The sequence below is a fragment of the Streptomyces sp. NPDC045955 genome (assembly GCF_056430805.1).
In genome coordinates this window covers 326,861-351,299 of the sequence record NZ_JBWKKY010000007.1, presented here as the reverse complement: position 1 = coordinate 351,299, position 24,439 = coordinate 326,861, and the positions used below count along the sequence as shown (strand labels likewise).

The 24,439-nt window shown below is 71.3% G+C and carries 19 protein-coding genes and 2 pseudogenes; 13 read left to right on the top strand and 8 right to left on the bottom strand.

Going from position 1 to position 24,439, the window contains the following annotated elements:
* Positions 1 to 81 precede the first annotated feature (81 nt).
* On the top strand, positions 82 to 594 hold the full coding sequence (locus tag AC07F0_RS17525) for a pyridoxamine 5'-phosphate oxidase family protein (RefSeq protein WP_478979781.1): 513 nt from the start codon (positions 82 to 84) through the stop codon (positions 592 to 594).
* 22 nt (positions 595 to 616) lie between these two features.
* Entirely contained in the window at positions 617 to 1,063 is a 447-nt protein-coding gene (locus tag AC07F0_RS17520; RefSeq protein WP_436726662.1) for a VOC family protein, read from the top strand.
* 317 nt (positions 1,064 to 1,380) lie between these two features.
* On the opposite strand, the gene AC07F0_RS17515 is transcribed toward AC07F0_RS17520, so the two are convergent.
* Positions 1,381 to 2,223: a hypothetical protein gene (locus tag AC07F0_RS17515; protein WP_478979779.1), complete on the bottom strand. Its 843-nt coding sequence runs from the start codon at positions 2,221 to 2,223 to the stop codon at positions 1,381 to 1,383.
* Positions 2,224 to 2,319: 96 nt separating this feature from the next.
* A complete protein-coding gene (gene glnA / locus AC07F0_RS17510) occupies positions 2,320 to 3,681 on the bottom strand; it encodes a type I glutamate--ammonia ligase (RefSeq protein ID WP_030249586.1) in 1,362 nt (453 codons plus the stop codon).
* 293 nt (positions 3,682 to 3,974) lie between these two features.
* Here glnA and AC07F0_RS17505 point away from each other — a divergent pair, with 293 nt between their 5' ends.
* A complete protein-coding gene (locus AC07F0_RS17505; RefSeq protein ID WP_478979777.1) occupies positions 3,975 to 5,165 on the top strand; it encodes a globin domain-containing protein in 1,191 nt (396 codons plus the stop codon).
* Between the two features lie 180 nt (positions 5,166 to 5,345).
* Here the strand turns inward: AC07F0_RS17505 and AC07F0_RS17500 are convergent, their stop codons facing one another.
* Entirely contained in the window at positions 5,346 to 5,795 is a 450-nt protein-coding gene (locus AC07F0_RS17500; protein ID WP_478979775.1) for an RrF2 family transcriptional regulator, read from the bottom strand.
* Positions 5,796 to 5,969: 174 nt separating this feature from the next.
* Here AC07F0_RS17500 and AC07F0_RS17495 point away from each other — a divergent pair, with 174 nt between their 5' ends.
* The 7 genes and pseudogenes from AC07F0_RS17495 (at position 5,970) to AC07F0_RS17465 (ending at position 12,830) form a co-directional block, all read left to right on the top strand.
* The gene (locus AC07F0_RS17495; protein ID WP_478979773.1) at positions 5,970 to 6,635 is read left to right on the top strand and encodes a DUF3105 domain-containing protein; all 666 of its coding nucleotides are present in this window, start codon (positions 5,970 to 5,972) and stop codon (positions 6,633 to 6,635) included.
* Complete coding sequence (locus AC07F0_RS17490) at positions 6,632 to 7,252, top strand: DUF305 domain-containing protein (protein WP_436726670.1); 621 nt, start codon at positions 6,632 to 6,634, stop codon at positions 7,250 to 7,252. Before AC07F0_RS17495 ends, AC07F0_RS17490 begins: the two co-directional genes overlap by 4 nt.
* Before the next feature lie 158 nt (positions 7,253 to 7,410).
* The gene (locus tag AC07F0_RS17485; RefSeq protein WP_478979771.1) at positions 7,411 to 9,354 is read left to right on the top strand and encodes a S53 family peptidase; all 1,944 of its coding nucleotides are present in this window, start codon (positions 7,411 to 7,413) and stop codon (positions 9,352 to 9,354) included.
* Positions 9,355 to 9,445: 91 nt separating this feature from the next.
* The gene (locus AC07F0_RS17480) at positions 9,446 to 11,206 is read left to right on the top strand and encodes an NAD+ synthase (RefSeq protein WP_478979769.1); all 1,761 of its coding nucleotides are present in this window, start codon (positions 9,446 to 9,448) and stop codon (positions 11,204 to 11,206) included.
* Between the two features lie 128 nt (positions 11,207 to 11,334).
* Positions 11,335 to 11,780: pseudogene (locus AC07F0_RS17475) on the top strand (HAD-IA family hydrolase); the annotation flags it as partial.
* Between the two features lie 209 nt (positions 11,781 to 11,989).
* Positions 11,990 to 12,244: pseudogene (locus tag AC07F0_RS17470) on the top strand (HAD-IA family hydrolase); the annotation flags it as partial.
* 19 nt (positions 12,245 to 12,263) lie between these two features.
* Positions 12,264 to 12,830: an O-methyltransferase gene (locus tag AC07F0_RS17465; RefSeq protein ID WP_478979767.1), complete on the top strand. Its 567-nt coding sequence runs from the start codon at positions 12,264 to 12,266 to the stop codon at positions 12,828 to 12,830.
* Positions 12,831 to 12,956: 126 nt separating this feature from the next.
* On the opposite strand, the gene AC07F0_RS17460 is transcribed toward AC07F0_RS17465, so the two are convergent.
* The 4 genes from AC07F0_RS17460 to AC07F0_RS17445 form a co-directional block, all read right to left on the bottom strand.
* On the bottom strand, positions 12,957 to 14,174 hold the full coding sequence (locus tag AC07F0_RS17460; protein ID WP_478979766.1) for an MFS transporter: 1,218 nt from the start codon (positions 14,172 to 14,174) through the stop codon (positions 12,957 to 12,959).
* A gap of 156 nt (positions 14,175 to 14,330) precedes the next feature.
* Positions 14,331 to 15,392 carry an endonuclease/exonuclease/phosphatase family protein gene (locus tag AC07F0_RS17455; RefSeq protein WP_478979764.1) on the bottom strand — a complete coding sequence of 354 codons (1,062 nt, stop codon included), beginning with the start codon at positions 15,390 to 15,392 and terminating at the stop codon, positions 14,331 to 14,333.
* Between the two features lie 176 nt (positions 15,393 to 15,568).
* Positions 15,569 to 16,204 (bottom strand): TetR/AcrR family transcriptional regulator, encoded by a 636-nt coding sequence (locus AC07F0_RS17450; protein ID WP_478979762.1) that lies wholly within the window; start codon positions 16,202 to 16,204, stop codon positions 15,569 to 15,571.
* Entirely contained in the window at positions 16,201 to 17,853 is a 1,653-nt protein-coding gene (locus tag AC07F0_RS17445; RefSeq protein ID WP_478979760.1) for an MFS transporter, read from the bottom strand. The genes AC07F0_RS17450 and AC07F0_RS17445 overlap by 4 nt, the downstream gene beginning before the upstream one ends.
* Before the next feature lie 266 nt (positions 17,854 to 18,119).
* On the opposite strand from AC07F0_RS17445, the gene panB reads away from it, so the two are divergent.
* From panB to AC07F0_RS17430, 3 genes are all read left to right on the top strand, one after another.
* The gene (gene panB, locus AC07F0_RS17440) at positions 18,120 to 18,995 is read left to right on the top strand and encodes a 3-methyl-2-oxobutanoate hydroxymethyltransferase (RefSeq protein ID WP_478979759.1); all 876 of its coding nucleotides are present in this window, start codon (positions 18,120 to 18,122) and stop codon (positions 18,993 to 18,995) included.
* 132 nt (positions 18,996 to 19,127) lie between these two features.
* Positions 19,128 to 20,147, top strand: a complete 1,020-nt coding sequence (locus tag AC07F0_RS17435) for an ATP-binding cassette domain-containing protein (protein WP_478979757.1) — start codon at positions 19,128 to 19,130, stop codon at positions 20,145 to 20,147.
* The gene (locus AC07F0_RS17430; protein WP_478979755.1) at positions 20,144 to 20,959 is read left to right on the top strand and encodes an ABC transporter permease; all 816 of its coding nucleotides are present in this window, start codon (positions 20,144 to 20,146) and stop codon (positions 20,957 to 20,959) included. The genes AC07F0_RS17435 and AC07F0_RS17430 overlap by 4 nt, the downstream gene beginning before the upstream one ends.
* A gap of 23 nt (positions 20,960 to 20,982) precedes the next feature.
* Here AC07F0_RS17430 and AC07F0_RS17425 read toward each other — a convergent pair whose 3' ends face one another.
* The gene (locus tag AC07F0_RS17425; protein WP_478979753.1) at positions 20,983 to 24,267 is read right to left on the bottom strand and encodes an AfsR/SARP family transcriptional regulator; all 3,285 of its coding nucleotides are present in this window, start codon (positions 24,265 to 24,267) and stop codon (positions 20,983 to 20,985) included.
* Positions 24,268 to 24,439: the final 172 nt, after the last annotated feature.

Sequence of the window (24,439 nt, the reverse complement as noted above, 5' to 3'; positions counted from 1 at the left end):
AGTTCGGCGTGCGGCTGTGGTCTGCACCTGTGAGAAGCCACAGGCCGCAAGAAGCCGGAGCCGCACGCCGGGAGGACGCTCATGACCGCCATGCACCCCGAGACCCGTCTGGACCGCCGCTACAGCGACGCGACAGCCACCGCGACCGACTGGCAGGAGGCCGAGGCGCGGCTCACGGCCGCCGAACTGTTCTGGATCACGACGGTGCGCCCGGACGGCCGTCCGCACGTCACCCCGCTTCCGGCGGTCTGGTCGGACGGCGCCCTGCACTTCTGCACGGGCCCGGAAGAACGCAAGGCCAGGAATCTCGCCGAGAACCCGCACGTCGTGCTGACCACCGGCACGAACACCTGGAACCAGGGCTACGACCTGGTGGTCGAGGGCGAGGCGACGCGCGTGACCGACGACGTGCGGCTACGCGAACTGGCCGCCGCGTGGGAGGCGAAGTACGGCGGTTTCTGGCACTTCGAGGTACGGGAGGGCTGTTTCCACCACGGCGCGGGACACGCGGCCGTCTACTCGGTGGCGCCGCGCACCGTTTTCGGCTTCGGTAAGGGGGAGCCGTTCAGCCAGACGAGGTGGCGGTTCGCCTGATGCCTGACGAAGGAGTCATGCCATGGACTTCACGCTCGAAGTCATCCCGCTGCCCGTGACCGACATCGACCGCGCCCGGGACTTCTACCGCGACAAGGTCGGCTTCCACGTGGACATCGACCAGGAGGTCATGCCCGGGATGCGGATCGTCCAGCTGACGCCTCCCGGCTCCGGCTGTTCGATCGCGCTCGGCGACTCGATCTGGGAGATGACTCCCGGCCCCACCCCTGCCCCCGGCTCCTACCAGGGCCTGCAGCTGTGCGTCGCCGACATCAAGGCGGCCCACGCGGAACTCGTCGAACGGGGCCTCGACGTCTCGGAGCCGGTCCAGTACGCCCCCGACGACGGCGCCACGTTCATGCACTTCCGGGACCCGGACGGAAACGGCTGGGCGATTCAGGAGTACCGGCAGCGGGCGGAGAAGCCGCTGCACCTGCTTCTGGCGGAGCTGAAGCGACAGCAGGGATGACCGGAGGGCTCACCGCCGCATTGTCACCGTCCGGCATACTGGCGTGTCAATTTGCCGGACGGTACGATGCGCGATATGGGCATGCCTCCGCTTGCGCTCGATAATTCGACCTATATCAGCGCCCAGGAGTTCATCACCGCACAGAACCGTGGCGAGCGGAGTCGCGATCCATTCGCACGCCAGTCCGCACGGGCAACGCTGAAGCGCTACTCGTTCCGTGGGAACACCACTCAGAAATTCGTCTACCAGGAATATCTCAGCGCTTGGCGCTTGGCGCCTCGCGAGTCGCTGAGGTGCGGGGCGGCCGACCGGATCCCTCACATGAAACAGCGGCTCGGCTCGAACCTCCGCACGTAGTCCAGGGTCGGTTTGAGTTCGGTCACCGTTTCCTCGGCCACCAGCCGCTCACGCAGCACATAGGCGACCATGTCGACTTCGGTCCACCGGGTCAGGCAAGCCTGGGCGTTCTCTCCCAGGCGACTGACCACCGCCCAGTCGGCGGACGGCACGCTCCCGCGGACGATCGGCCGCCAGAAGTGCACCATCGTTATGTTGTCGAAGTCCCGGCAGCTGAATCCGGCGTCAAACGTTTCGGCCGGAGTGAGGACCGGACCGCGCTCCGTCCGTAACCGCATGGTCGCGCGGTGAAAGGATTGCGAACAGAAGACGACAATGGCGATGTTCAGGGCGTCGAGCGCCGCTGCGATGGCTTGCGGCATACGCCCTTTCGTCACCACCACCAGAGGCCGAGCGAGGCCGGCACCGGCCAGTTCGCTCGCGAATCCGCGAAGACATTCCTGGTTGGTGGCGGTCAGCAGCATGTCCGTATAGTTGCCCAGGCAGACAGGCGTGGAATCCATGTCAGAACTCAGGTCGCCGCGCGTTTCATCGAGGTATTCGCACAACATTTCCACTGCTCGCCCGGGAGTAACCCTTGGCCTGGGCTGCTGCGCCTTCAGTCCGATCGGACCGAGATAGCAGTAGGCACAATTCGCGGGGCAGCCGATGATCGGGTCGACGCTGATCCATGTGTCATGCTCGGCGATGATGGGCACATGCTTGCGAAGCGCTTCTCCGGCCGTCAATCCGCTGCACCCCTGTCCAGTGGTGTCCGAAACGGCGACGAGCGGTGAATGTTCTAGCGTCGATGCCGTGACCATGAGCCTTGAGTGACACAGCTTTCGAGACGCAGCGGGGCCGACGGTCCCCGACCGTCGGCCCCGGGTTCAGGTCGCGGAAATCCGCGCCGGCCGTCCTTACAGCGCCGGAAGGTTCTTCCGCAGCTCGAACGCGGTGACCTCCGAGCGGTACTCCTCCCACTCCTGCCGCTTGTTGCGCAGGAAGAAGTCGAAGACGTGCTCCCCGAGCGTCTCGGCGACCAGGTCGCTGCGCTCCATCAGGGTCAGGGCCTCGCCGAGGTTCTGGGGCAGCGGCTCGATGCCCATCGCGCGGCGCTCGGCGTCGGAGAGGGCCCAGACGTCGTCCTCGGCGCCCGGCGGGAGTTCGTAGCCCTCCTCGATGCCCTTCAGACCGGCGGCCAGGAGGACGGCGTAGGAGAGGTACGGGTTCGCGCCGGAGTCCAGGGAGCGGACCTCGACCCGGGCCGAGCCCGTCTTTCCGGGCTTGTACATCGGGACGCGGACCAGCGCCGAGCGGTTGTTGTGGCCCCAGCAGATGTACGAGGGGGCCTCGCCGCCCGCGCCCGCCGTGCGCTCCGCGCCGCCCCAGATGCGCTTGTAGGAGTTGACCCACTGGTTGGTGACCGCGGAGATCTCCGCCGCGTGCCGCAGCAGGCCGGCGATGAAGGAGCGGCCCACCTTCGAGAGCTGGTACTCCGAGCCCGACTCGTAGAAGGCGTTGCGGTCGCCCTCGAAGAGGGAGAGGTGGGTGTGCATGCCGCTGCCGGGGTGCTCGGAGAACGGCTTCGGCATGAAGGTCGCCTGCACGCCCTGTTCCAGCGCCACCTGCTTCATGACCAGGCGGAACGTCATGACGTTGTCGGCCGTGGACAGCGCGTCGGCGTAGCGCAGGTCGATCTCCTGCTGGCCCGGCGCGCCCTCGTGGTGGGAGAACTCGACCGAGATGCCCATCGACTCCAGCATGGTGATCGCCTGGCGGCGGAAGTCCATGCCGACGTTGGTCGGGGTGTGGTCGAAGTAGCCGGAGTTGTCGGCCGGCGTCGGACGGCTGCCGTCCAGCGGCCGGTCCTTCAGCAGGAAGAACTCGATCTCCGGGTGCGTGTAGAACGTGAAGCCCAGGTCGGAGGCGCGGGCCAGGGAGCGCTTGAGCACATAGCGCGGGTCCGCGAAGGACGGCGAGCCGTCCGGCATGAGGATGTCGCAGAACATCCGGGCCGTGCCCGGGGCCTCCGCGCGCCAGGGCAGGATCTGGAAGGTCGACGGGTCCGGCTTGGCGATCATGTCGGACTCGTAGACCCGGGCGAAGCCCTCGATGGCGGAGCCGTCGAAGCCGATGCCCTCGTCGAAGGCCTGTTCCAGCTCGGCCGGGGCCACGGCGACGGACTTGAGGAAGCCCAGGACGTCCGTGAACCACAGGCGTACGAACCGGATGTCGCGCTCCTCCAACGTCCGGAGCACGAACTCCTGCTGCTTGTCCATCTTCCGCTTCCCCATCCTTGCTGGTCAGGCCGCCTGTCTTCCGTACACGGGAGGCGGTCGGGCACCTGAGCATCCCACCACACCACGATTTCGTACGCGTTGCGCACCATGATCGCCCGGGCGGCCCGGGACCGAACGCCTCACGTACGGCGGGTGAACTGCTCTTCCGCCCATAGTGCCTGCTCGCACCGGCATCCGTAACGGCCGGTCCGGTTCGATCCCCTCCCACTTAATTTGCATCTCAGATGCAACTTTAAATACTGTGCGCGGCAGTCGAGTCCTGAGGAGTCCCGATGCTGTCCGAGCAATCCGCCGTCACCGTCCGCGCCACCCTCCCCGCCGTCGGCGCGGCCCTCGGAACGATCACCGAGCGCTTCTACGCCGGGCTGTTCGCGGCCCACCCCGAGCTGCTGAACGACCTGTTCAACCGGGGCAACCAGGCCGCCGGCACCCAGCGGCAGGCGCTCGCCGGATCCATCGCCGCCTTCGCGACGCACCTGCTGGACCACCCGGAGCAGCGGCCGGACGCGATGCTGCACCGCATCGCCCACAAGCACGCCTCCCTCGGCATCACGCCCGAGCAGTACGCCATCGTCCACGAGCACCTGTTCGCCGCCATCGCCGACGTGCTCGGCGACGCCGTCACCCCCGAGGCCGCCGCCGCCTGGGACGAGGTCTACTGGCTGATGGCGAACGCCCTCATCGCCATCGAGAAGCGGCTCCGGGAGGAGCGCGGCGGGTACGCCTGGCGGGCCTGGGAGGTCGTCGCGCGCGTCGCCGAGACCGACGACGTCGCCACGTTCCGGCTGCGGCCCGCCGACGGCGGTCCGGTGCGGGACTTCCTCGCGGGCCAGTACGTCTCGGTCCGCGTCGCCCTCCCGGACGGCGCCCGGCAGATACGGCAGTACAGCCTCTCCGGGGCGCCCGCCCCGGACCTGCGGCAGATCAGCGTGAAGCGGGTGCGCGGCGACGGCACCCCCGACGGCGAGGTCTCGAACCACCTCCACGCGCGCGTGCAGGTGGGTGACCTCCTGGAGCTGTCCGAGCCCTACGGCGACCTCGTCCTGGACGCCGGCCCCGGCACCCCGCTGCTGCTGGCCTCGGCGGGCATCGGCGTGACCCCCATGACCGCGATGCTGGCCCACCTCGCCGGCTCGGGACACCGCGCCCCGGTCACCGTCGTGCACGGCGACCGCTCACCCGCCACCCACGCCCTGCGCGGCGACCACGAGGCCTACGCCGCGAAGCTGCCCGACGCGGCCGTCCACTTCTGGTACGAGCAGGACGCCCCGGCGGGCACCCGCTTGGGCCTGGTCGACCTCGCCGACGTCCCGGTCGAGCCGGGCACGCGCGCCTACCTGTGCGGACCGCTGCCCTTCATGCGGGCGGTACGGGCCCAGCTGATCGGCAAGGGCGTGGCACCGGCCGACATCCACTACGAGGTGTTCGGGCCGGACCTGTGGCTGGCGGGGCAGACCGCCTAGGCCTGTCGTTTGGATCAGGTCGCAGGAAAGCGACCGTGCTGTTCAGCGCCGGTGAGCGGGGTCTGGTGCGTGCAGCTGCAAGGCGGAGGAGGGCGTCGACGCGGAGCGTCGGCAACCGACGACAACGCGGCAGATGCGCGTGCCGGACCCGCGTCTGCGGCGTGATCCAAACGACAGGGCCTAGACGTCACGGGGGTCAGCGCCCCGCGAGATGCCCAGCAGCAGGGCCCCGGTCGGCTCCGCCACGATGTCCCGCACCGTGACCGGGTCCAGCGAGGTGAAGAACGCCTCCTGGGCCCGGCGCAGGGCGGTGCGCAGGCGGCAGGCGGAGTTGAGGGGGCAGGGGGTGGGGCCCTCGCAGTCGACGACGTCGCCGCTGCCCTCGAAGGCGCGGACCACGGCGCCCACCGACGCGGTGCGGCCTCGCTCGGTGAGCGTGAGACCGCCGCCCCGCCCACGGCGGGCGGCCAGCAGGCCCATGTGCTGAAGCTCGGCGACGACCTTCGCCAGGTGCGTGTACGGCACGTCCATACCGGCGGCGACGTCCCGGGTCGTCGGAGTCGACTCGCCGGCGACGGCGAGCCGCATCAGGACCCGCAGGGCCAGGTCGGTGGAGCGCAGCAGCCGCATACCCGCAGCCTAGGTAATCGGTATCTGAGGTTCAAATAATCCGGTGAAGCTGTCGGGCACCTGTCGGTGCCGTATCGATTCAGCCCATTCCCGCGACCGCCCTGCGAGGGGCCCCGCCTCCCCCATTACGATCAGGCCACCCGACCGTCCCCCTTTTCCCACGAAGGACACCCCATGGGCTCCGCCAAGAAGAGCAACACGGACCGCAAGGCGCGGATAGAGGAGATGCGGCGCGCCGAGCAGGCCCGTGAGCGCCGCAACCGGATCCTCGTCATCGGGGCCAGCGTCGTGATCGTCTGCGGTCTCGTCGCCGGCGGTGTCGTGCTCGTGCGGTCCCAGTCCGACGGCGGCAGCGACACGGCGGCGACCGACACCTCGGCCAAGGGCAAGTTCGTCACGGGCAAGGACGGCGTGAAGACCTGGGAGGGCAAGCTGTCCCGCAACCACGTCACCAAAGCCGTGAAGTACGCCTCCGAGCCCCCGGTCGGCGGCGACCACAACCAGGTCTGGATGAACTGCAACGGCGACGTCTACACCAAGAAGATCGACAACACCAACGCCGTGCACTCGCTGGAGCACGGCGCGGTGTGGGTGACGTACAACGCCGACGCGAAGAAGGCCGACGTCGACGCGCTGGCGGCGAAGGTGAGGAAGACGCCGTACACGCTGATGAGCCCGATGGACGACCAGAAGGACCCGATCATGCTGTCGGCGTGGGGGCACCAGCGCACGGTGACGGGCGCGAGCGACCCGAACGTCGACACGTTCTTCAAGAAGTTCGTCCAGGGCGAGCAGACCCCCGAGCCGGGCGCCGCCTGTACGAACGGGCTGTCGCAGTGAGGCAGGCCGCTCTGATCGCCGGGGCCGCGGCGACGGCGCTCGTCGCGGCCGGCGCGATCACCTACGCCGTCGCCGGGGACGACGGCGGCGGCCGGACCCCCTCGGCCGAGTCCGCGGACGCCGGGTTCGCGCGGGACATGGCGGTGCACCACCAGCAGGCCGTGGAGATGTCGTACATCGTGCGCGACCGCACGAAGGACGAGGAGGTGCGGCGCCTCGCGTACGACATCGCGCAGACGCAGGCCAACCAGCGCGGCATGATGCTCGGCTGGCTCGACCTGTGGGGGCTGCCCAAGGTGTCCTCCGAGCCGCCGATGACCTGGATGGACATGGGCGGCATGGCCTCCGGCAAGGACGGCGCGCTGATGCCGGGCATGGCGACCAACACCGAGCTGAAGAAGCTCGGCGAACTCAGCGGCAGGCAGGCGGAGATCTTCTACCTCCAGCTGATGACGGACCATCACAAGGGTGGCGTCCACATGGCCGAGGGCTGTGTCGACAAGTGCACGGTCGGCGTGGAGAAGCGGCTCGCCCAGGGCATGGTGGACGCGCAGCAGTCGGAGATCGGGCTGATGGCGGACCTGCTGAAGGAGCGGGGCGCCGCGCCGCGCCCGTAGGGCGTAAGCCTCAAATCGCCCCCCGTTGCGGCTTCTTGGGCTCTTCTTGGCCTCCGTAGGGCGCTTCTTGGGGTGCGCATTCCCCTGGCATGAACGGTTCGTCGCGAGAGTGGCGACGGTCGAGTGATCCACTCGCGACGAACCGCACAGGGGGTTCCATGAGATCCAACCGCGCCACGGTGCGTGCCGGGTTGAGCATGGCGGCGACACTGCCGATGCTCGCCGGCGCGCTGGCGCTCGGCATACCCGCGGCGCACGCCGCCGACCACCCGCTCCGCGAGCTGCTCGCCGGGACCAAGCCCGCGTGGGCCACGGCCAGGGCCGACAAGGGTGCCGCCTTCGCCGGCGCCGGGGTGTCGGCCCGGGTCTATCTCCGGGGCCGCGACGCGGCCGGCCTCGCCGCGTACGCCAAGGCCGTCTCCGACCCGACGTCGCCCTCGTACGGCAAGTACCTGACCGCCAAACAGGCGCAGGCCCGCTTCGGCGCGACCAAGGCCCAGGTGGCGGCCGTGAAGGCCTGGCTGACGTCGGCCGGCCTGAAGGTCACCGGCGTCACGGCGCACTACGTCTCCGTCACCGGTGACGTGGCCGCCGCGCAGAAGGCGTTCGGCGCGCAGCTGCACAACTTCGCCAAGGGCGCGAAGACCTACCGCGCCCCGGTGAGCACCGCCTCCGTGCCGGCGGGCCTGGCCGGCGCCGTGCTGACCGTCACGGGTCTCGACAACGCCCCGCACATGGTCACGCACGACGACCGGCTGCCGCCGCCGGACACCGTCTTCCGCAACGCCGGGCCGTTCTCGTCGTACTACGGCTCGAACATCGCGAGCACGCTGCCGGACGCGTACGGCACGAAGATCCCGTACGCGGTGAAGGGCTACACCGGCAAGCAGCTGCGGGCCGCCTACGGCGCGGGCACGCGCACCGGCAAGGGCGTCCGGGTCGCCATCACGGACGCGTACGCCTCTCCGACGATCGCCTACGACGCGGCCACCTACGCCGGCAAGCACGGCGACGCGGCCTGGAAGACCGGCCAGCTGCACCAGGTGCTGCCGAAGAAGTACACGAACACCAAGGACTGCTCGGCCTCCGGCTGGTACGGCGAGGAGACCCTGGACGTGGAGGCCGTGCACGCGGTCGCGCCGGCCTCGGACGTCACCTACGTGGGCGCCGCGTCCTGCAACGACACCGACCTGCTCGACGCGCTCGGCAAGATCGTCGACCACCACCTGGCCGACATCGTCTCCAACTCCTGGGGCGAGGTCGAGGCCGCGCAGACGCCCGACCTCGCGGCCGCCTACGACCAGGTCTTCCAGCTGGGCGCGGTCGAGGGCATCGGCTTCTACTTCTCCTCCGGCGACAACGGCGACGAGGTCGCGAGCTCCGGGACGAAGCAGGTCGACTCCCCGGCCGACTCGGCGTGGGTCACCGCCGTCGGGGGCACCTCGCTGGCCGTCGGCAAGAACGACACGTACCTGTGGGAGACCGGCTGGGGCACCGACAAGGCGAGCCTGTCGGCCGACGGCAAGAGCTGGACGGACTTCCCCGGCGCCTTCACCTCCGGCGCGGGCGGCGGCACCAGCAGAACGGTCGCCGAGCCCTCGTACCAGAAGGGCGTCGTGCCGGGCGCGCTGGCGAAGGCCAACAGCGCGGACGGCAACCGCGTCGTCCCGGACATCGCGGCGATCGCCGACCCGAACACCGGGTTCCTGGTCGGCCAGACCCAGACGATGCCCGACGGGAAGACGCAGGCGTACAGCGAGTACCGCATCGGCGGCACCTCGCTCGCCGCGCCGACCATCGCGGCCATCCAGGCCCTCGCCCAGGAGGCCCGCGGCGGGTCGCCGATCGGCTTCGCCAACCCGGCGATCTACGCCAAGGCCGGCTCGAAGGCCTACCACGACGTCACTGACGACCCGACGGGCTCCGGCCTGGCCGTGGCCCGCGTCGACTTCAGGAACGGCTACGACGCCACGGGCGGCCTGGCCACGTCCGTGCGCAGCCTGGGCAAGGACAGCTCGCTGTCCGCCGTGAGGGGCTACGACGACGTCACCGGCGTGGGCACGCCCGCGAGCGGTTACGTGGAGTCGTACCGGCGCCGCTGACGTCCGACGGCTGACCTTCGCAAGGGGACGGGGGTGGTGTGGGATGACCCACACCACCCCATTGCGTCGCTCTGACGATTACACTGGGCTCGTGCCTCAACTACGTCTCGCCCTGAACCAGATCGACTCGAGCGTCGGCGACCTCGCCCAGAACGCCGAGTCGATCGTCCGCTGGACCCGGCACTCCGCCGAGCAGGGAGCGCATCTCGTGGCGTTCCCCGAGATGGCGCTGACCGGGTATCCCGTCGAGGACCTGGCCCTCAGGTCGTCCTTCGTGGAGGCCTCCCGGGCGGCGCTGCGCAGCCTCGCCGTCCGCCTGGCCGACGAGGGCTTCGGCGAGCTGCCGGTGATCGTGGGCTATCTCGACCGCTGCGCGACCGCCCAGCCGAAGTACGGCCAGCCGGCCGGCGCGCCGCAGAACGCGGGAGCGGTGCTGTACGGCGGCGAGGTCGTCCTGAACTTCGCCAAGCACCACCTGCCGAACTACGGCGTCTTCGACGAGTTCCGCTACTTCGTGCCCGGCGACAGCATGCCGGTCCTGCGCGTCCACGGCGTGGATGTCGCCCTGGCCATCTGCGAGGACCTCTGGCAGGACGGCGGCCGGGTCCCCGCGGCGCGCGCGGCGCGGGCGGGCCTGCTGGTCTCGATCAACGCCTCGCCCTACGAGCGCAACAAGGACGACACGCGCCTGGAGCTGGTCCGCAAGCGGGCCCAGGAGGCCGGCTGCACGACGGCCTACCTCGCCATGATCGGAGGCCAGGACGAGCTGGTGTTCGACGGCGACTCGATCGTCGTGGACAAGGACGGCGAGGTCGTGGCACGGGCGCCGCAGTTCGCCGAGGGCTGCGTCGTCCTGGACCTGGACCTGCCGGCGGCGTCGGCGGACGCGCCGGCGGCTGGGCAGCGTGTGGACGACGGCCTGCGCATCGACCGGGTCGTGCTGTCGGAGGACCCGCTGCCCCGGTACGAGCCGGAGCTCACGGGTGGCTACGCGGACCGTCTGGACGACGACGAGGAGGTCTACTCGGCGCTGGTCGTGGGCCTGCGGGCGTACGTCGCGAAGAACGGCTTCAAGTCCGTCCTGATCGGCCTGTCGGGCGGTATCGACTCGTCGCTGGTCGCGGCGATCGCGTGCGACGCGGTGGGCGCGCAGAACGTGTACGGCGTGTCGATGCCGTCGAAGTACTCCTCGGACCACTCCAAGGACGACGCGGCGGAACTGGCTCGCCGCACCGGCCTGAACTACCGCACGGTCGCGATCGAGCCGATGTTCGACGCGTACATGGGCGCGCTGGGCCTGACGGGCCTGGCCGAGGAGAACCTCCAGTCCCGCCTGCGCGGCACGCTGCTGATGGCCATCTCCAACCAGGAGGGCCACATCGTCCTGGCCCCCGGCAACAAGTCGGAACTGGCGGTCGGCTACTCGACGCTCTACGGCGACTCGGTGGGTGCCTACGGCCCCATCAAGGACGTCTACAAGACGTCGATCTTCCGCCTGGCCGAGTGGCGCAACCGGGCCGCCCGGGAACGCGGCCAGACCCCGCCGATCCCCGAGAACTCCATCACCAAGCCCCCGAGCGCGGAACTCCGCCCGGGCCAGGTCGACACGGACTCGCTCCCCGACTACCCGGTGCTGGACGCGATCCTGGACCTGTACGTCGACCGGGACCGGGGCGCCGACGAGATCGTCGCGGCCGGTTACGACCACGAGCTGGTCACGAAGACGCTGCGCATGGTCGACACGGCGGAGTACAAGCGACGGCAGTACCCGCCGGGCACGAAGATCTCGGCGAAGGGCTTCGGAAAGGACCGCCGCCTGCCGATCACGAACGGCTGGCGGGAGTCGGTCTGACAGCCTTTCGCGCCGCGCTGCCGCGCACCGACCCGGAGTCCGCGTCACCCTCTTGACCGGACGGAGGCGGTGACAGCATCGTCACCGCCTCAGGTGGTGACCCCAGCAGCGCGAAAGGCGGGGGACGCGTGGCCGGGATCCGCGATATCGAGGTCGTCGTCTTCGACGTCCTCGGCACCCTCGTCGACGAGCCCGGAGGGCTTCGGGCCGCGGCTGCGCGAAGCCCTGCCGCGTCCGGCGAGGCGGCCGTCGACGATCTGCTCGCCCTGTGGCAGCAGCACCGCGAGGACGAACAGCGGCGCATCCGGCAAGAGCTGCGTCCGTACGCCGGCACGGAGGTCATCGACGCGGAGGCCGCGCGGCGCGTGGCAGGGCGGCCGGACTCGCCGACCCCGCGGTCATCGCCCGGCTCGCCACAGCGGGCCGGCGGCTGCCGCCCTGGCCCGACTCCGTCGCCGGTCTCGAACAACTCGCGCGGCGGTTCCCCCTGATCGGGCTCTCCAGCGCCGGCCGCACGGCGCTGCTGCACCTCAACGCGCACGCCGGGCTGCGCTGGCACCAGGCGCTGTCCGCATAAGGGGTCCTTTCACTATGAGCGCTCGATCAGGTCGCGTGGTCTGGTGCCGTGCATCGCAAGGCGCCGGAGCGCCTTCGATGGGCGGTGCCCCCGGCTCGAGCGGAGCCGAGAGGTGGGGGAGGAGCCACGTAGGCGTTTCGGCAACGCGGCGAGCGCGGTGCCAGACCGCGCGGCCCGGGCGGGCATAGTGAAAGGCCCCCTAAGCCGTCCAGGCGTACAAACCGGCGCCGGAGGTGTACCGGCTCGCGCTCGACGCTGCCGGATGCCCACCGGAACGCGTCCTCATGGTGGCCGCCCATGCCTGGGACCTGCGCGGAGCACAGGCGGTCGGCCTGCGGACCGCCTATGTCCGGCGGCCCGTCGGGGATCCGCCGTCGAGCACCGACGCCTTCGACGGGCGGTTCGACGAACTCGCCCGACTGGTCAGCTCGCTGACAGGGGGTCAGGTAGCGTCTGGCTGACACCGACAGGGGGCTGATCATGGCAGGGCGTGTGATTCCGGACCGTGTGGTGACCGCCGAGCGGCTGGCCGCCGAGGCGGGGTTCGAGAAGAGCTGCATCCCGGAAGTGGGCAGGCTGCTGCGGCTGGCCGCCGCCGCCAAGCCCGGCGGGGTCGTCGCCGAGAGCGGAACGGGCTCGGGTGTGGGCACCGCCTGGCTGCACAGCGGCCTGGGGGCCGGTGCGCGTCTCGTCACCGTGGAGCGCGACGAGGATCTGGCCCGGCGAGCGGCCGGTGTGTTCGCGGACGACGACCGCGTCAGCGTGCTGACCGGCGACTGGCGGCTCCTTGAGCAACACGCCCCGTTCGACGTCTTCTTCTGCGACGGCGGCGGCAAGCGGGACGCCCCCGAACGGGTCGTCGAGCTGCTGGCACCCGGCGGCATCCTCGTCCTGGACGACTTCACCCCCTCGGCCGACTGGCCGCCCCGGTTCGAGGGCGAGGTGGACGAGCTCCGCCTCTTCTACCTCACGCACCCGGCCCTGGACGCGACCGAAGTCCTGACCACGCCGTCCAGTTCGGCGATCGTCGCGGCACGCCGCGCCTGACCACGAGGAAGGCGACGCCGCCTCTCGGTCCCCGTGCGCGGCGGTCCCGTACACACGGAGCGGCAGCCCGCGGGACGCACCCGCGGACCGCCGCCCGAGTCACAGCGCCGACGCTCCGGCCTTTCGTCAGTGGCGTACCGCTTCCGCCTCCTGCGGGACATGGCTCGCCACGACCCGCTCGCGCCCGCCGGACGGCGCACTGCGCCGGTCCACCGCGTACGCCAACGACGCCACGCCGAGGCCCAGTACGGCCAGGGCCGCGCCGGCCAGGGCCGGGGAGGTGACCCCGAAGCCCGCGGCCAGGGCGAGGCCGCCGATCCAGGCGCCGCCCGCGTTGGCCAGGTTGAAGGCCGCCTGGTTGGCGGAGGAGGCCAGGGACGGGGCCGACGCCGCCTTGTCCATGACCATCAGCTGGAGCGGGGAGCCGGTGGCGAAGGCCGCCATGCCGAGCAGGATCACGGCGACGGCGGCGGTGAGCTCCGTGCGCATCAGCAGCGGGAACAGCACCAGCACCGCCACCAGGGCGCCGAGTCCGCCGAACAGGGTGCCCCGCAGGGAGTGGTCGGCCAGGCGGCCGCCCAGCAGGTTGCCGGCGGTCGCGCCGACGCCGAACAGGGCCAGCAGCAGGGTCACGCTGGCGCCGGCGTACCCGGCGGCGTCCGTGAGCATGGGCGTGATGTAGCTGTAGGCCGCGAACAGGGCGCCGAAGCCCGCGACCGTGGTGCCGAGCGACAGCCAGACCGGGACGGAGCGCAGGGCGGCCAGTTCGCCGCGCAGGCCCTTCGCGGTGGCGTGCTCGTGGTCGTGCGGGATCAGGAACGCGAGCGCGGCGATCGCCGCCAGGCCGATGGCGCTGACGCCGAGGAAGGTCGCCCGCCAGCCGAGCTGCTGGCCCATGAGGGTCGCGACGGGCACACCCACGACGTTCGCGACCGTCAGGCCGAGGAACATCAGGGAGACCGAGCGCGCCTTGCGTTCGGGGGCGACCATGTTCGTCGCGACGACGGCGCCGACGCCGAAGAAGGCGCCGTGCGGCAGACCGCTCAGGAAGCGGGCCGCCAGCAGCCAGCCGTTGTCGGGAGCGAGGGCCGACAGCGCGTTGCCCGCGACGAACAGCCCCATCAGCCCGATCAGGACCGTACGGCGGGACATCCGGGCGGTGACCGCGGCCAGCAGCGGGGCGCCGATGACGACGCCCAGCGCGTACGCCGACACGAGGTGGCCGGCGCTGGGTATCGAGATGTTCAGGTCGTTCGCGACGTCGGGCAGCAGCCCCATCATCACGAACTCGGTGGTACCGATGCCGAAGGCGCCCACGGCGAGGGCGAGCAGGGCCAGGGGCATGAGGGAGCCTTTCGAGACTTACGGGGGTTCGTACGTGCGACTTCGTATGTTCAAGTACGGAACAAAGTCTCGCAGGCCCACTATTCCGCGAGGTCGCCGAGAGGTGAAGCCCCGTTTGCCGACTCCCGCCGAACAGGCCCTGAGCTGCGGTTTTCCTCAGCCGCCTGTGGTGACACTCACACGGGCCGCGATGGGCAGATGGTCACTGGCCGTCTCCGGGAGGGTCCATGAGCTCTCCGGCTTCAGGCCCCGGACCATGATCTGGTCGATGCGCGCCATCGGGAACGACGCCGGCCAGCTGAACCCGAAGCCGTTGCCGGCGGCGCCCTGCGTGGAACGCATCTGGGAGGTGACGGCGTTGAGCGCGCGGTCGTTCATGGTGCCGTTCAGATCGCCGAGCAGGACGACGTTCTTCAGCGGTTCGTGCGCGATGGCCTCGCCCAGGAAGTCGGCGCTCCGGTCGCGCTGCCGGGCCGTGAACCCGGCCTCCATCTTCACGCGCACCGAGGGCAGGTGGGCGACGTAGACCGCGACCTGCCCGGCCGGGGCGGTCACGGTGGCGCGCATCGCCCGCGTCCAGCCCAGGTCGATGTCGACGGCCCGCACGCCGGTCAGCGGGTACTTGCTCCACACCCCGACCGTGCCCTGCACCGAGTGGTACGGGTACGTCGAGTCCAGCGCCTTCTCGTACGTGGGGACCGCGGACTCCGTCAGTTCCTCCAGCGCCAGCACGTCCGCGCCGGAGGCGGCCACCTCACGGGCGGTGCCGACCGGGTCGGGGTTCTCCGCGTTGACGTTGTGCGTGGCCACGGTGAGGCCGCCGCCGGAGGCGGTCTTGTCGGTGAGCTGGCCGCCGAAGAGGTTCAGCCAGACCAGTGCCGGCAGCAGCACCGCGATCAGCGCGGTCGCGGACTTGCGAACCACGGCGAGCAGGAGCAGCACCGGGATGAGGAGACCGAGCCAGGGCAGGAACGTCTCGATGAGGCTGCCCAGGTTGCCGATCACGTTCGGGATGCGCGAGTGCAGCATCATGACCACGGCCAGGAGCACGGCGCACACGGCCAGGACGACGCCGCGCCGCCAGATGCGCCGGTCGTGGAGCCGGTCGCCGAGCCGGCCGCCGAGCAGTCGGTCGTACAGGCGCCGGAGCCGGTCTCCCCGGGGCTCGGGCCCCGAGCCGCCGTTGTCCGTCTCCGTCATGTACGCCTGCTGCGCCATACCGTTGCCTCACTGCCTGCCGTGCACACCATCGCCCCCGTGTCTACGACCCTAGGGGATGATCCGTTCCGTTCCCGCCGTCCCTCGACGGCCGTACGGGGGCGATGACGTTCAAGCCCGCGCGACGAGTTCCGACCGGGCCCTGAGTAAGCGCCGTCTGTGACGAAACGCGCACACTAGGAGCCGTGCGGTGGGGAACTGACGGGGCGTAGGCCTTCGAGGAGTGTGTCGACGACCTGGGCGGCGAGGTCGTCGGGGAGATCGGCGTCCGGGCGCAGGACGGAGCGTACGAGCACGGGCGCGATGAACATGTCGCTCAGCAGTTCGAGGTCGACGTCCGTGCGCAGTTCGCCGTTCTCCTGCCCCCGGCGCAGGATCTCCAGGCCGAGCCGGCGGCGCGGTGCGAGGACCGTGGCCTCGTACGCCGCCCAGATCTTGGGGCTGCTCTTCATCTGGGCGTGCACATTGGTCAGGATCGCCGAGGAGCGGTTGGCCAGGCCGCGCCGGCGCGCCTGTTCCAGCAGGGCCACGAGGTCGTCGCGCATGGAGGTGCCGGGGAGGGGTGGCTCGGGGGGCTCGACCGCGCGCAGGACGTCGACGAAGAGTTCCTCCTTGCCGCTCCAGCGCCGGTAGATGGTGGCCTTGCCGACGCCGGCGGTCCGGGCGACGCGCTCGATGGACAGCTCCGCGAGGGGCACGCCCTCCTCCAGGAGCCTCATCAGGCCCTCGATGATGGCGCGCTCGGCGGCCTCGCTTCTGGGGCGGCCCCTCGCAGGGCCGTCGTGCCGGGGTTGCCTTGCGGCGAGGCTCACGTCGCTTCGTCCTCTCCTGAGCGGGTCGGGGATGAATTCTCGCGCAGTTCTACGACCGCGTCCGACAACTCCTTCTCCTCGTCCCCCTCCTGGGGCGCCGGCGGCCTGCCGGGCAGGAACAGCGCCACGACGGCCGCGCCGATCAGTGCGACGCCGGCTCCCCACAGGGCGGTGACGTGCATCGCGTGCAGGAACGCGTCGTAGGCCGGGGCGACCAGGGCCTTGCCCTGCGGGCCGAGCTTCGCGGCGACGCCGAGGGTGGCCTCGATGGACTCCCCCGCGGTGTGCCGGGCGGCCGGCGGCAGCCGGTCGAGCTTGTCCTCGATGCCCGTGCGGTACGCCGTGGACAGCACCGAGCCGAGGACGGCGATGCCGAGGGCGCCGCCGACCTGCCGGAAGGTGTTGCTGAGGGCGGAGGCCGAGCCGGCCTTCTCGCGGGGCAGGGCCTGCATGATGACGACGCTGACCGGCGTCATGATGTGCGCCATGCCGGTGCCCATCAGGAAGAAGATCACTTCCAGGATCCAGATGGGGGTGTCGGCGTCCAGCGTGGCGAAGGCGGCCAGCATCGCGGCGATGACCAGCAGTCCGGCGGTCGTGGTGGCCCTGTTGCCGAAGCGGTCGACCAGCAGCCGGGCGCGCGGCGCGAAGATCATCTGGGCGGCGGCCAGCGGCAGCATCAGCAGACCGGTCTGCAGCGGCGAGTAGCCGCGCACGCTCTGGGTGTAGAAGACCGAGAAGAAGGTCACGCCCATCAGCGCGAAGAAGACCAGCGCGATGGCGGCGATGGCTGCCGAGAAGACCTTGTTCTTGAAGTACGTGACGTCGATGGACGGGTGGTCGCTGCGCTTCTCGAAGACCACGAAGGCGACGAGGACCGCGAGCCCCGCGCCGAGCGTCGACAGCACGGTGGCGTCGGTGAAGTCGGCGAGCTGGCCGCCCTTGATGATGCCGTAGACGAGCAGCACCAGGCCGACGACGGACAGGACGACGCCGACGGGGTCGAGGCGGCCGGGGTTCGGGTCCCGGGAGTCGGGCACCAGCCAGAGCATCAGCGCGAGCGCGAGCAGCACGATCGGCACGTTGACGAGGAAGACCGAGCCCCACCAGAAGTGGTCGAGGAGCACGCCGCCGGTGATCGGGCCGATGGCGATGGCGAGACCGACGCCGCCCGCCCAGATGCCGATGGCCTTCGGCTGCTCCTCGCGCTCGAAGACATGCATGAGGACGGCGAGGGTGGCCGGCATGACGAACGCGGCGCCCAGGCCCATCACGGCACGGAAGGCGATCAGCTCCCCGGGCGAGCCGGAGAAGGCGGCCAGCGCGGAGCCCATCCCGAACACGGCCAGACCACCGAGCAGCACCTTCTTGCGGCCCAGCCGGTCGCCGAGCAGACCGGCGCTGAACAGCAGGCCCGCGAAGACGAGGGTGTAGGCGTTGATCGCCCACTCCAGCTCGCTCTGCGTGGCCCCGAGACCGGTCGGGGCGGGGGTGGAGATCGTCTTGATGGCGACGTTCAGGATCGAGTTGTCGAGGACGACGATCAGCAGGCTGAGCATCAGCACGCCGAGGATCGCCCAGCGACGCCGGTGCACCGCTTCCGGTATGCGGGGGCCGGTGGGGGCGGCACGGTCGGCAGGAGTAGTCATGCCGGCGAGCGTAGGACCATTTCGATACGAGACCGTCTCGTATTGGAATACTTTTACCGAGCTCTTACGCGCCCTGTGCTTCAGGGCGCGGGGGCGGAACTCACAGGGGCTCCCCCAGGCCGTGTCCGCAAAGTCCTGCCTGCCCCGCGGGCGGACGACGGGACTTTGCGGACACGGCCTGGCCCTTGCCGGCACGAGGTGCCACCATGGACGTGGTCCGGGGACGCCGTCAGGGCGCCTCGAGATGACGTGTTAGGAGCCGTGCAATGACGCAGCTTCCGGCTGCCCAGACTGCTCAGACGAAGTCCTCCGACGGCGGCAAGACGCTGTACGGAGGCAAGGGCACCCGCCGCATCACCGTGCGGGACATCGCCGTCGCCAAGGAGCGCGGCGAGAAGTGGCCCATGCTCACCGCCTACGACGCCATGACCGCGTCCGTCTTCGACGAGGCCGGCATCCCGGTCATGCTCGTCGGCGACTCGGCGGGCAACTGCCACCTCGGGTACGAGACGACCGTGCCCGTCACCCTCGACGAGATGACCATGCTGTCGGCGGCGGTCGTACGGGGCACCTCGCGCGCCCTGATCGTCGGCGACCTGCCCTTCGGCTCCTACCAGGAAGGCCCGGTGCAGGCGCTGCGCTCGGCGACCCGGCTGGTGAAGGAGGCCGGCGTGCAGGCCGTGAAGCTGGAGGGGGGCGAGCGATCGCACGAGCAGATCCGGCTGCTCGTCGAGTCCGGCATCCCGGTCATGGCGCACATCGGCCTGACCCCGCAGTCCGTCAACGCGATGGGCTACCGCGTGCAGGGGCGGGGCGAGGAGGCGGCTCAGCAGCTGCTGCGGGACGCCAAGGCCGTGCAGGACGCGGGCGCGTTCGCCGTGGTGCTGGAGCTGGTTCCGGCGGAGCTGGCGGCCGAGGTGACGCGGGTGCTGCACATCCCGACCGTCGGGATCGGGGCCGGCCCGGAGACCGACGCGCAGGTCCTGGTGTGGACCGACATGCTGGGCCTGACCGGCGGGCGGATGCCGAAGTTCGTGAAGCAGTACGCGAACCTGCGTGAGGTCATGGGGAACGCGGTGAAGGCGTTCGCCGAGGAGGTCGTCGGCGGAACGTTCCCGCAGGAGGAGCACTCCGTCCACTAGAGCCACTGCGGTACTACAGGCAGCCCGCCGATCTTCCCCCGTCGGCGGGCTGCCGCGTTCTGCCGGTGGCTCCGGGGCGCCTGTCGGCGGTCTGTCGGTGGTTTGTCGGTGGGGGCTGACATCGTCAGGGGCATGACGCGAATCGACAAGAACACCGGCGGCGCCGCTGTGACCGTGCGGGGGCTGGTGAAGCACTACGGCGAGACCAAGGCACTGGACGGGGTCGACCTGGATGTGCGGGAGGGCACCGTCATGGGTGTCCTCGGGCCGAACGGGGCCGGGAAGACGACCCTGGTACGGATCCTGTCCACCCTGCTCGCTCCCGACTCGGGCCGGGCCACCGTCGCCGGATACGACGTCGTACGGCAGCCCCGGCAGCTGCGGCGGGTGATCGGGCTCACGGGGCAGTACGCCTCCGTGGACGAGAAGCTCTCCGGCTGGGAGAACCTGTACATGATCGGGCGGCTGCTCGACCTGTCCCGCAAGGACGCCCGCGGCCGGGCCGACGAGTTGCTGGAGCGCTTCTCGCTGACCGAGGCCGCCAAGCGGGCGGCGGCGACGTACTCCGGGGGCATGCGGCGGCGGCTGGACCTGGCCGCTTCCATGATCGGCCGGCCGGCCGTGCTCTTCCTGGACGAGCCGACCACCGGGCTCGACCCGCGCACCCGCAACGAGGTGTGGGACGAGGTGAAGCGCATGGTCGGCGACGGCGTCACCGTGCTGCTCACCACCCAGTACATGGAGGAGGCCGAGCAGCTCGCCTCCGAGCTGACGGTCGTCGACCGCGGCCAGGTCATCGCCGGCGGCGCCATCGAGGAGTTGAAGGCGAAGGTCGGCGGCCGGGCGCTGCGGATCCGCCCGGCCGATCCGGCGCGGCTGCGGCCCCTCGCCGACGCGCTGGACGAGCTGGGGATCACCGGGCTGGCCACCACGACCGTGGACACCGAACGGGGCGACGTCCTCGTGCCGATCCTCAGCGACGAGCAGCTGACCGCCGTGGTCGGCGCGGTCACCGCCCGCGGCATCACCCTGTCCTCCCTCACCACCGAACTGCCCAGCCTGGACGAGGTGTTCCTGTCCCTCACCGGCCACCGCGCCAGTGCCCCGCAGGACGCCATGCCCGCCGAAGACCTTCAGGAGGCCGCCGTATGAGCGCCGTCACCATCCACGACGCCGAGGCGGACGCCCGTATCTCGCTGCGCGGCCACCTGCGCCACACCGGGGCCCTGATCCGCCGCAACCTGCTGTGGATCCGCAAGGATCCGGAGTCGATGGCAGACGCCCTGCTGATGCCGGTCATCTTCACCCTGCTGTTCGTGTTCGTCTTCGGCGGCTCGATCGGGCAGGCGCTGGGCGGCGGACAGGACCGCTATGTGCAGTACGTGATCCCCGGCATGATCGCGATGATGAGCATGACGCTGTCCCAGGGCGTCGGCACCGGCTTCAGCCAGGACTTCAACTCCGGTGTCATGGACCGCTTCCGGTCCCTGCCGATCGGGCGGGGTTCGGTGCTGTTCGCGAAGATCTCGGTGGAGCTGCTGCGGATGCTGTTCGCGACCGCCGTGCTGATGATCGTGGCCGTCGCGGTCGGGTTCGAGATCGGCAACTGGCCGGGGCTGTTCGCGACCGTGGCCCTGTCCACGGCGTTCGCCTCGTCGATCATGTGGGTGTTCCTCACCCTGGGCGTGATCCTGAAGAACGCGCAGTCCGTGCAGGCGATGGGCTTCCTGGTGCTGTTCCCGCTCCAGTTCGGCTCGTCGATCTTCGCGCCGACCACGTCGATGCCGGGCTGGCTGCAGGCCTTCACCGACTACAACCCGCTGTCGACGCTGGCGGACGCCGCACGCGGTCTGATGGTGGGCGGGCCCATCGCGCACGACCTGTGGGTGACGCTCGGCTGGTCGGCGGCGATCACCGCGGTGATGGCGCCGGTCGCGATCCACAAGTTCCGCACGAAGAACTGACCGGACGCGCGCCCTGATCCGCGTCAGAGCAGGGCGGTGGCCTCCTCCAGGGAGAGGCCGCCGCCCTGCGCGTACGCGCTCTCGTACGCCTCGTCGCCGAGCAGCGCACGGACCTGCCGCTCCGTCCGCTCGCGGGTCTCACGCTCCTGCCGCTGGGCGATGTGGCCGGACGGCAGCAGGGCGTCGAAGGCGCCCAGGCAGCGGGCCGCGTCCACGGCGCGCCGCCCGCCGTCGAGGGCTGCCAGGGCCGAGGCGCCGATGATCAGGTAGCCCGAGCGCATATGGGGTGCGATGGCCTCGGACAGCGGGTCGGCGGCCCGCTCCAGCGCCTTGCGGATCCGGTCCAGGCACTCCTCGTACCGTCCCTCCATGGCGTCCAGCCACGCCTCCGTGCCGAGGATGTACGCGTCGAAGATGATGAAGTGGGCGATACGGAAGTCCTGGCGCAGGCGCCGCAGTTGCTCGCGCGCCTCGGGGACGCGGCCCGTCATGCCGAGCCGGCCGGCCAGGAAGAGGCGGGCGGCGGGCATGGCCTCGCTGTGCGTGTCCTCGCCCTGGGCGATCACCTCGCGCAGCAGCCGCTCGCCACGCTCGCCCTCGCCCGCCTCCAGCAGCGCGCTGCCCAGCCGGGCGGCGAGGACGGCCGCCTGGGCGCGGGCGCCGACGCGTTCCGCGTATGCGATGGCCGCCTCGTAGTCGGCGGCGGCCAGGGCGTAGGCGCCCTTGCGTTCATGGACCTCGGCGCGCGCCGAGAGGGCCTCGGCGGTGCCCCAGGCGTCACCGAGGCGCTGGTAGATCTCCAGTGACTCGTCCGCGTCGCGGGCGGCGTCGCCCGCCCAGTCGGTGCGGTTGGCGAGGAAGTTGGCCCGCATCCGGAGGCCGGAGGCCAGCTCCCAGTCGAAGCCGGGGGTCTCCCGGCAGGTGCGGACGGACGCGTCGATGATGACGCGCAGCCGCTCCATGTCGCCGGTCAGCATCACGGCGAAGAACCAGAGCAGGCCGGGGAGCCGGCAGTTCTGCGGCAGGCCGGGCTCGTAGGTCAGGGAGATGGTCCGCAGCTTCTGCTGGGAGCGTGGGTTCTGCCAGGCGTCCAGTTCGGTGTCCATACAGGCGAGATGGGCCAGATGGACACCGCGCCGGGCCTCCCACAGGACCTCGCCGGTCATCGGGGGCGGGGTGTCGGTACAGCGCTGCCACACCGGGGCCGCGCGGCGGACGGGCTCGGTGAAGGGGTCGGGGCCGAGGCCCATGACCTCGCGGCACCAGTTGCGGGCATCGATGCGCAGGTCGCGCATCTGCCAGTACAAGACGAGGGACAGCGTCAGGCACAGCGCCTCCTGCTCGTCGCGCAGGGCGACGGCGTGCCGCAGGGCGGTGCGCAGGTTCTCGTACTCGCGCTCCAGCCGGCGGATCGCGGCGAGCTGGTCCGGGCCGCGCAGCAACGGGTCGGTGGTCCGGGCGAGTTCGCGGAAGTACGTCAGGTGGGCGCGCTCGGCTTCGGCGCGCTGCCCGGACTCGTCCAGCCGCTCGGCTGCGTACTCGGCCACGGTCTCCAGCAGCCGGTAGCGCATCTCGCCGTCGGCCGGATCGCCGGGCGGTGCGGCGACGACCAGGGAGCGGTCGACGAGCGAGCCGAGCGCCTCCAGGGCGACCGGACCGCACACCGCCTCGGCGGCGGGCAGGTCGCAGCCGCCCGCGAACACCGACAGCCGCCGCAGGACGTCCCGTTCGTCCTCGTCGAGCAGGTCCCAGGACCAGTCGACGACGGCTCTGAGGGTCTGCTGGCGGGGCAGGACGGTGCGGCTGCCGGAGGTGAGGAGACGGAAGCGGTCGTCGAGCCGGTCGGCGATCTGGCGTGGCGTCAGCATCCGCAGCCGGGCGGCGGCCAGTTCGATGGCCAGCGGCAGCCCGTCGAGGCGCCGGCAGATCTCCGCGCACGCCTGGGGGTCGTCCTCGATCCGGAAGCCGGGCCGGGCCGCCGCGCCCCGGTCGGCGAGCAGCCGCAGCGCGACCGGCTCGGGCAGCGGCTCCACGGGCCGCACCAACTCGCCCGGCACACCGAGGGGTTCGCGGCTGGTGGCGAGGACGGTCAGGCCGGGGCAGCGCTCCAGCAGTTCCCCGGTGAGCCGGGCGGCGGCGTCTACGACGTGCTCGCAGTTGTCGAGGATCAGCAGCGTGCGGGGCCGGGAGCAGTGTTCGGCGAGCCGCTCGACGGGATCGTCGAGCCGGTCGGCGACGGCGGCCCGGATGCCTTCGGCGCCGGCGCCGTACAGCACGGTCTCGCGGGCGCCGACGGCGGTGAGCACGGCCTCGGGTACGGCGGCGGGGTCGTCGACCGGGGCGAGTTCGGCCAGCCAGACCCCGCCCGGCATGGCGTGCCGTACGGCCTCGGCGGCCTCCTGGGACAGCCGGGTCTTGCCCGCCCCACCCGGTCCGAGCAGCGTGACGAGGCGGGCGGCGGTGAGGTCGTCCCGGATGGTCTCGATGTCGCTCTCGCGGCCGATGAAGGAGGTGAGGCGGGCGCGCAGGTTGCCCACGGCCGGGGCGTCCGCGGCGGGCCCGGGCGCGGTGCTGTCGTCGCCCAGCTTCAGCAACTCCGCGTGCAGGGCCCGAAGTTCCGGTGCCGGATCCACCCCGAGCCGGTCGGCGAGCAGCCGCCGCACGTCCTCGTACGCGTCCAGCGCCTCCGCCGTGCGGCCGGCGTCGCGCAGGGCGCGCAGGCGCAGGGTCTGGAGGGGCTCGTCCAGGGGGTGGCTGTCGCACAGGGCGGTCAGCTCGGGCAGGGACTGCTCGGCCTGGCCGAGGGCGAGGGCGGCGCTGTGGCGGGCGCGCAGCACGTCCAGGCGGCGGGTGTCCCGGCGGGCCGCCTCGGCGGCGCGGTCGGGCAGGTCGGCCAGGGCCGGGCCGCGCCACAGGGCGAGGGCGTCGTCCAGGACCATGACCGCCTTGGCGGGGTCGCCGTCCGCCAAGGCCCGCAGTCCCTCACCGGCCAGCCGCTCGAACCGGTGCAGGTCGACGTCGTCGGGCGCGGCCGTGAGCCGGTACCCGCCCTCGTCGGAGGCGACCGCGTCCGCCCCGAGCGCCCGCCGCAGCCGCCCGACCAGTGCCTGGAGCGCCCCCGGGGCGTCGGCGGGCGGATCAGCGCCCCACACCTCATCGACCAGCAGCCCCACGGGCACGGTACGGCCGGCCCGCAGGGCCAGCACGGTCAGCAGCGCACGCAGCCGCGCCCCGCCCACCGGGACGACCGTGCCGTCGGTGCGGAGCGCCTGCGTGGTACCGAGAATGCGATAGCGCACGGGATCCATTGTCTCCGGTGGTCACGAGGGCGGGTCACGACGGTCTTTCGGCGCGGCGGGCCGGGACCGTCCGCTTCGGGCCGACCCCAGCCATCGGCGGCACGCCGGCCAACAGCCGCCACCGCCCCGGCGCCCAGGCCCCACGCGCCCGGCCACCCGGCCGGGGCCAGACCCGGGAAGC

What these genes read in the sequence shown, in the direction of transcription:
- AC07F0_RS17525 (WP_478979781.1), top strand. Translation starts at nt 82, where the DNA reads ATGACCGCCATGCACCCCGAGACCCGTCTGGACCGCCGCTACAGCGAC.
- AC07F0_RS17520 (WP_436726662.1), top strand. Translation starts at nt 617, where the DNA reads ATGGACTTCACGCTCGAAGTCATCCCGCTGCCCGTGACCGACATCGAC.
- AC07F0_RS17515 (WP_478979779.1), bottom strand. Translation starts at nt 2,223, where the DNA reads ATGGTCACGGCATCGACGCTAGAACATTCACCGCTCGTCGCCGTTTCG.
- glnA (WP_030249586.1), bottom strand. Translation starts at nt 3,681, where the DNA reads ATGGACAAGCAGCAGGAGTTCGTGCTCCGGACGTTGGAGGAGCGCGAC.
- AC07F0_RS17505 (WP_478979777.1), top strand. Translation starts at nt 3,975, where the DNA reads ATGCTGTCCGAGCAATCCGCCGTCACCGTCCGCGCCACCCTCCCCGCC.
- AC07F0_RS17500 (WP_478979775.1), bottom strand. Translation starts at nt 5,795, where the DNA reads ATGCGGCTGCTGCGCTCCACCGACCTGGCCCTGCGGGTCCTGATGCGG.
- AC07F0_RS17495 (WP_478979773.1), top strand. Translation starts at nt 5,970, where the DNA reads ATGGGCTCCGCCAAGAAGAGCAACACGGACCGCAAGGCGCGGATAGAG.
- AC07F0_RS17485 (WP_478979771.1), top strand. Translation starts at nt 7,411, where the DNA reads ATGAGATCCAACCGCGCCACGGTGCGTGCCGGGTTGAGCATGGCGGCG.
- AC07F0_RS17465 (WP_478979767.1), top strand. Translation starts at nt 12,264, where the DNA reads ATGGCAGGGCGTGTGATTCCGGACCGTGTGGTGACCGCCGAGCGGCTG.
- AC07F0_RS17460 (WP_478979766.1), bottom strand. Translation starts at nt 14,174, where the DNA reads ATGCCCCTGGCCCTGCTCGCCCTCGCCGTGGGCGCCTTCGGCATCGGT.
- AC07F0_RS17455 (WP_478979764.1), bottom strand. Translation starts at nt 15,392, where the DNA reads ATGGCGCAGCAGGCGTACATGACGGAGACGGACAACGGCGGCTCGGGG.
- AC07F0_RS17445 (WP_478979760.1), bottom strand. Translation starts at nt 17,853, where the DNA reads ATGACTACTCCTGCCGACCGTGCCGCCCCCACCGGCCCCCGCATACCG.
- panB (WP_478979759.1), top strand. Translation starts at nt 18,120, where the DNA reads ATGACGCAGCTTCCGGCTGCCCAGACTGCTCAGACGAAGTCCTCCGAC.
- AC07F0_RS17435 (WP_478979757.1), top strand. Translation starts at nt 19,128, where the DNA reads ATGACGCGAATCGACAAGAACACCGGCGGCGCCGCTGTGACCGTGCGG.
- AC07F0_RS17430 (WP_478979755.1), top strand. Translation starts at nt 20,144, where the DNA reads ATGAGCGCCGTCACCATCCACGACGCCGAGGCGGACGCCCGTATCTCG.
- AC07F0_RS17425 (WP_478979753.1), bottom strand. Translation starts at nt 24,267, where the DNA reads ATGGATCCCGTGCGCTATCGCATTCTCGGTACCACGCAGGCGCTCCGC.